The organism is Bacillus sp. V3-13 (assembly GCF_002860165.1).
GTDB lineage: Bacteria > Bacillota > Bacilli > Bacillales > Cytobacillaceae > Bacillus_BJ.
In genome coordinates, this window is record NZ_PGUZ01000028.1 from 74,374 (window position 1) to 81,263 (window position 6,890).

8 protein-coding genes are annotated in these 6,890 nt (G+C 38.3%); 1 reads left to right on the top strand and 7 read right to left on the bottom strand.

Annotation, left to right across the window (positions count from 1 at the left end; translation table 11 throughout):
- Positions 1-9 precede the first annotated feature (9 nt).
- The 6 genes from CU633_RS11335 to CU633_RS11360 all read right to left on the bottom strand — a co-directional run bounded on the left by CU633_RS11335 (position 10) and on the right by CU633_RS11360 (position 3,950).
- Positions 10-663, bottom strand: coding sequence for a methanogen output domain 1-containing protein (locus CU633_RS11335; RefSeq protein ID WP_101660511.1), 654 nt, complete (start codon positions 661-663; stop codon positions 10-12).
- A 193-nt stretch (positions 664-856) separates the two neighbouring features.
- Complete coding sequence (locus tag CU633_RS11340; protein WP_101660513.1) at positions 857-1,510, bottom strand: pentapeptide repeat-containing protein; 654 nt, start codon at positions 1,508-1,510, stop codon at positions 857-859.
- 64 nt (positions 1,511-1,574) lie between these two features.
- A complete protein-coding gene (locus CU633_RS11345; RefSeq protein WP_101660515.1) occupies positions 1,575-1,946 on the bottom strand; it encodes a VOC family protein in 372 nt (123 codons plus the stop codon).
- Between the two features lie 51 nt (positions 1,947-1,997).
- Positions 1,998-2,756, bottom strand: coding sequence for a LysE family transporter (locus CU633_RS11350; protein WP_308314743.1), 759 nt, complete (start codon positions 2,754-2,756; stop codon positions 1,998-2,000).
- Between the two features lie 49 nt (positions 2,757-2,805).
- Complete coding sequence (locus CU633_RS11355) at positions 2,806-3,234, bottom strand: DMT family transporter (RefSeq protein ID WP_101575441.1); 429 nt, start codon at positions 3,232-3,234, stop codon at positions 2,806-2,808.
- Between the two features lie 17 nt (positions 3,235-3,251).
- The gene (locus tag CU633_RS11360; protein ID WP_101660518.1) at positions 3,252-3,950 is read right to left on the bottom strand and encodes a Crp/Fnr family transcriptional regulator; all 699 of its coding nucleotides are present in this window, start codon (positions 3,948-3,950) and stop codon (positions 3,252-3,254) included.
- Between the two features lie 471 nt (positions 3,951-4,421).
- Here CU633_RS11360 and CU633_RS11365 point away from each other — a divergent pair, with 471 nt between their 5' ends.
- On the top strand, positions 4,422-5,687 hold the full coding sequence (locus tag CU633_RS11365; RefSeq protein WP_101660520.1) for a TolB family protein: 1,266 nt from the start codon (positions 4,422-4,424) through the stop codon (positions 5,685-5,687).
- 76 nt (positions 5,688-5,763) lie between these two features.
- Here the strand turns inward: CU633_RS11365 and CU633_RS11370 are convergent, their stop codons facing one another.
- Positions 5,764-6,579 (bottom strand): STAS domain-containing protein, encoded by an 816-nt coding sequence (locus CU633_RS11370; RefSeq protein WP_101660521.1) that lies wholly within the window; start codon positions 6,577-6,579, stop codon positions 5,764-5,766.
- Between the last annotated feature and the right edge of the window lie 311 nt (positions 6,580-6,890).

Sequence of the window (6,890 nt, forward strand, 5' to 3'; positions counted from 1 at the left end):
AATAAGCCGTTATTCCAATCGTATATTTTTCTCTTTTTCCTGTTTGACTTGCTGCCGTAAGTCCTGCAATTCATTCACAAGCTTCATGACGAGTTCATCGCTTTGCCTTAGCTGTTCATTTAAAAGGAGAATCGTATCCTCTTCCCATTTAAAAGGATCGCCATTATCCGGTGTGCGGGAGATGTTTTCATACACATCACCTTCCTCACTCTTATCCGGCCGGAAGTAGACCGCTACTTCACATCCTTGATCCCCGACGGCTATCCTTTTTCTTAAACTTACTTTTCCATATCCAAACTTACGGGAAGCAATGCCTCCAAATACGCTTGATGTCATATTGCATAAATGAGGAGCATCCTTAACAACCTCCCCAAACGGGCATGCTTTTGCTTTCACAACCACATGATCTTCATGAACAGCCGAAATATAAAAATGGCCGCCAATAGAATTTTTCAGATCTACGATCACTTCGGCATACTGATCAACCGTCCAGTCCGCATCTTTATCGCCATAGAAACTCTCAATCCATTCCCCTGTCCGCAGGCCAATTTGTCGAACATATTCATCGGCCGTCTTTCCAACTGTCTTCTGGTGGATATGCGCATATTGGGTGATGAGTTTTGAAAGGAACACTGTTCCCGTAAGCGCCGACTTGGAATTCATGTTATACCTCCCTCGTTTTAAAGTAAAATAGGTTATATGCCAACTTCAGTATAAGTGATAAAAGAATAGATTAACAGGATGATAGGACCTAGACTTGATAGAAAATGATCCCCTGTTAAGAATTGGAATGAGGATCTTTCTTATGAATCCATATGCATATAAACACTTTTTCCGTGCTTGGGAATAGATTAGGTTATTCTTTTACAATTAGGCCGAGAGCTTTTGAGAAACCAATCGCTTGTTCTGATGATACGATACAGCCAGCTAATTTATCAAAGGATACAACTAAGCTTTCGAATGAGCAGCTGCTTAAATCAATATCTGCTAATTCCGTCCCCGCCAAATTAGCTTGATTAAGATTACATTTATTAAACTCGACGTTTTTTAGCTTTGTCTCATAAAAATCAGCATTCGTTAGTAAGCAGTTTTGGAATTTAACTTGCTTGCTATTTGAAAAACCAAATGCGGCATAGGTTGCTAAACAATTTTCAAACAGAACATTACGCATGGTCGACGCTGAAAAGTTGCCGCCGATTATTTTACATTCCTTCAATTCAACTTTATGTAAAATCGCATCGCTAAAATCCACATTAGACAAGTCACATTTTTCAAAAATAACATCCGTGAATTCAACGTTTCTAAAAGTGGTGTTTTCAAAGGAGACATTGTTGAAAACGACTTGTTCAAAGATGACTTTATCGGACGTTTCTGCATATATTTTACAATCAGTAACTTTGGCCATACTAAAATACCGCTCTTCCTGTTCCAGTTCATCATTTAACAGCAGCGGCCTGATTCCTTGTGGAATTTTCGGAGATTGTACAGTTGCTTTCTTTTTTTGGTTCATCTCGACGAGTCCCTTCAATAACTTTATTCTTTATCAATTATACTGGTCCGAATCAATTTATCGCTTACTTGAGCCATTCCAAAATTTCGATTCGATTGCCAAAAGGATCATTGATAAAAATTCTGGTAGCCCCGGGAAGATGGTCGTCTTCAGTGAAAGAAACATTGTTTTCAGATAAATGCTGTTTCAAGCTATGAATATTGTTTACTGTAAAAGCTGGATGCGCCTTTTTAGCCGGAGAAAATGGTTCTTCAATCCCAATGTGAAGCTGATAACTGCCAAACCCAAACCAAACTCCGCCTCGATTTTTTAATGCGACAGGTTTCTCTATTTCTTTAAGTCCCAGTATTTCTCCAAAAAACCTTCTCGCCATTTCTTCAGATCCGCGCGGTGCGGCTAATTGAATATGGTCAATTGCTTTAAAAACAAAGGTCATGATCAATCCTCCTCTCTTCAATTTTAGCCGATCAAAAAAAATAAAGATAATTTATTGTTGTGATTGATGCTGATCATTTTTACTTATAGAGGCTGACCAGTATTTTCTATACGCTAGTATGAAATACCATATAAAAAAGGGCGTTTTTGTTTTAAAAAACACCCGTGTTATAATGAAAAACATTCTAACTGCATTAGTTTCCAGTCTTGGACATGGCAAGGTGAATTCCCAGCAAGATAAGGATGCCACCAGACACTCGTTGGACCCAAATGGACATTGCCGATAACCGATTTCGTATATGTTATGGCTTAGGAAAGTTACCATCAGTGAGTACCAGATCATCTCTATAGCCACTACGGAATAACCATAAAAAAACTGTGCATAAATCGAAGATTGCGGATCAACCACTTGAGTGAATAATGACAGATAAAACAAAGTTGCTTTTGGATTTAACAGGCTGGTTAACAAGCCGACGCGATAGAATTTCCAGCAATTTAGTTGATTAGCAACGCGGTCACGATCGGCAAAAAATTCTGTCTGCTGTATTTTTGAAAAAAGCGATTTCAACCCCATATAAATTAAATAACCGGCACCAAGCCATTTCAGGATGCTAAATAATAATATCGACTGTGAAATGAGTACGCCGATTCCAATCAAACAATAGGCAATATGGATCATGCTCCCGGAACACATCCCAAAAACAGTAGAGATACCATTCCTCTTTGAAGATAAGCTCGACTTTATTGTAATCGCCCATTGTGGACCAGGAGACACACGATTAAGAGGCCGGCACCTAAAACCGTTAACCACGTTTGCAGATCTGGCATATAATCCTCTCCTTCAAATTTAAATGAAACGTTTATTTCAGTTTGAATACGAAAATTCCCAGGATCATGATCGCGATCCCAACCAGCTTATTGGCCGTAAACGGCACTTTATCAATACCAAAGAAACCGAAGGAATCGATCAGTAACGCAATAATTAATTGTGAAACGAGCAACAGCGACACCGAGTAGGCAGGCCCAAGCAGCGTTATTCCTTTCATGACACTGAAAACGACGACGGCTCCGAATGCTCCTCCCAATAAATACACTTTATTAACGTCGTTGATTCTTTGAATAGTACCATCCTTTATGATCAAAAATACGGCCAAAGACACGAGGAATCCCAGGCCATGAACGATTGTGTTTGTCTGCCACAACCCTAGTTTCTCACTCACTCTCGTATTGAAGACCGATTGCAAACTAATAAAGATGCCAGCCAGTACTGAATAAAATAAACCGAGCATATGTAATCTTCCTTTCCTTATTCATAAAGATTTCCCTTTGATAAAATCATTAATTGATTGATGTCTTTTATCAAAATCGCTCCTCGTTTTCTTTCAATGATCCCTTTTGAAACAAGCTGATTAATCACTCGATTCAAGTGTCGATAACTGGTTCCGAGCAGCTCCGCAATTTCAGTTAATTTCGATGTTTTCAATTCTTCTATATGGGCATAGTTATTTTCATCAACCATGGTAGAGACTAGATAGCTGGCAAATTTGTTTTCGACGGGATATAAAAGATTCAAACTTGTCGTATTCGAAAGTGTATATAATTTATGGCTTAAATTTTTAATGATGAAATTTAAAAATTTCGGTTCATTTTCAGCAAATTCGTGGAGTTTTACAAAACTTATTCGAATCATTATCGAATCATTCAAAGATTCAACGGTGTTCCTCACTTCATACCCGGTCATTAATTCGACATCGCCAATAATCCCGAGCGGGTTGATAAACCTCAGTAATAACGATTTTCCATTCGGCAAAATCGTATAAACCTTTAATTTGCCATCTACAAGCAAAGACAAATGGGTTAACGTATCGCCACCCGAACAGACAATTTCCCCCTTTTCAAATGAAAATAATTTCATATCCGCAATCAGCTTTTCGGTAAAAATCTCTTGGAGGTTTTGGCTTTTAAAATACGACTTTAATAACCGCTCATCAGCGATTTCTTTCATCAAATCCCTGCTCTCTGTTCCGGGAATACGATATTGTTTACTATTAAATACAATTGCGCATTAAACCAAAAGGACATATGTCCCAGTTAAAGATAAAATTCCATGTAACTCAATTTTAGACCAATCACTGGAAATGATAAATAAGGAGAGTGAGCTAGGGAAAAGTCCTTCATCAAGGTAGTGAAGAACAAAATGAGGTATGTGTGCTAGGAAAAGTCCTTCATCAAGGTAATGAAGAACAAAATGAGGTATGTGTGCTAGGGAAAAGTCCTTCATCCAGGTAATGAAGAATAAAATGAGGTATGTGCGCTGGGGAAAAGTCCTTCATCCAGGTGGTGAAGCACCAAATTAGGTCACTCGTACGCAGCCTCAAATTAACGTTTGCACATACCGACACCTTTTTATTTTCATAATTCATTTCCCGATAGTAGAAAATAACATCAAGAGTTTATAAATCGGGGGTGCGAGAATGTGAAAAAATTAATATTGCTGATTGTAGCGACGGTAATTCTTTTTTTACCTGAATTTGCCCAAGCAGAAGTTGTGAACGACGACGTAAAAGTGGCTTTTTTTAGAGATGGGTATTTATGGACAAAGATCAATGGCAAGGTGGAGCAAGTTACAAAGGAACCCGGCCAATATCCGCACCCGCCGCAATGGTCTCATGACGGGAAGTGGATCATGTATCAAAAAGACGTGATTGCCACCATAAATGAATGTAAAGAAGTTCAGTCGGAAATATGGGTTTACAACGTGACAGAGAAAAAACATCAAAAAATTTTCTATGATGGATATGGTCCGAAATGGTCACCAAAGGAAAATATGATTGCTTTCCAAAGCGGGGGCGTACTGAATGTTTCAGACTTGGACAAATTTTATAACATCGCTTTGGGAGTAAATGATTTTAATTGGTTTCCAGATGGAAAAGGATTTATTGCATCATCTGGCGCTTCTCTCCGTCCGGATGGATGGACCAATCCGGTTTTATACAAAATTTCTTTAACGGAAGACTATAAGAACCACCCCAGTCTTACGGAAAACGCCAAACGCTTTTACACCATTCCTAAAGAGCTGTCCACGGACGGCGCAAGTATTGATTCAATCAACGCCACTACATTTGAATTTTCTCCCGATCATGAGTGGATTTCGTTTATTGTTTCTCCAACAGGCTCGCTGTCAATGGATAGTAATATGCTGTGTGTCATTAACACAGATGGAAAAAATTTCAGCGTCCTTGATGAAATCATTTTAAATTTGGATAATCCCAAATGGGTTGACCAGAAAAATATTTTAGGCTATATAGCCGGAGGTGGAAGAATTGTCGATGGCTTTAAAAACAAGGATATGAAGGTTACCGAAATACCTTCCAACAAATCGTTAAACCTCACTCCTGCCAGTTATGCAGAATTGGGATTTACATGGGTTAATGATAATTCTCTTATCGTTTCAAGAGTCACAGAGAGTGAATGGTCAAACGATCCGAAACAGCGGCCGAAACCTTCTTTGTACTTGTTGAATATTATCGGACAAGAACAAACAAAAATCACCAATCCACCAGCGGATCTCGGTGATTATCTGCCAAACTATATACCTGCATTGAAAAAAGTAGCATGGCTAAGAAAATCAGAAGCAGGTGATAGCAGTGATTTATGGATAGCTGATCGTGATGGGAAGAATGCGCAAGTCTGGATTAAAGATATCAGCATTAGTGGCTATTCGGTTTATCCTCAACCATGATAAAAAAGGCAAGGCCTTCTCCAGACGTCCTTGCCTTTTTCCATAACCAAAAAAGACTGCATCAGCAGCCCCATTTTTACTTTATACTTTCAATCGCCTGCATAACGTTTGAATAGGTCGTAAACGACGAAAAATCAATTCCTCTATGAACGACTTTTGTCGCTAATTCAGGGCGTATCCCGGTCATAATGACATTGATCCCAAGCAAACGAAGAACATCGTAAATATTGAATATATGGCCTGCCACTTCCGCATCAATCGTTACAATTCCGGAAAAATCGATAATCAGGCATTCCACTCTTAACTGTGGGATTTTCGGGACAACCTTATTTAAAAGATGCTCAGCTCTTTCGAAATCAACTGAACCAATCAACGGCAGGACAGCAACCCCCTCTTGAATTGGAACAATTGGTGCTGATAATTCGTTTATCTGTCCCTGTCTGGTTTTTAAAATATTATCTGTAAGTCGTTCAAAGGCAATAATCGTCTCCGTAATACTAATATCAAGCATCAAGTTGAGGCGTTTATTAACAAAGATAACATCCTCGGCAGAGAGCCCAAAAGATAGGATGATTTTATTGATGCGTTCACTGAAGACCAATCTTGTATCGGGATAGCGCCCAATAATGCTCGATATTCTGCCCATTAAAGCTGCTTCGCGCTCCCCGTTCCTTTTGCTCCACTCAATAAGGCCATCAGGAACTTTCATTTCCGTTGAAATTAAAGCTTGTCCCAGAAATCCAATAAATTCCTTATAAACGACAATTGCCTGCTTAATTTCTTCTTCAGGAACTGTAAATTCAAATTTATCGAGAATTTCATCGACGATTTCAATAGCCAGTGAATTCGCATTTTCGGTAAGATATTTAGCAACAGTTGAAATCGAATTCATTCCATTACACACCCTTATCTTTTTAATTCTATTAAGAAAAATATCAACATATTTAACATACTCATATTAAAAATAACACAATAAAATGTATTACTAAATGGGCAATTTTAATGGGATCAACTGTTGCAGCTATGTCGATTATGGATGTAAAACAAAAAACAAGCTCTCAAATGGAATAGCTTCAAACTACGATTTTTTTCTCATATTTCTAAAAAGTCTAAAACCAAAAATGCCAACCAATAATAAAAATCACTAGCGTTGCATAAATGTAGTTAGAATATTCAGTTAATACATTTCCATGATTTTGAGCC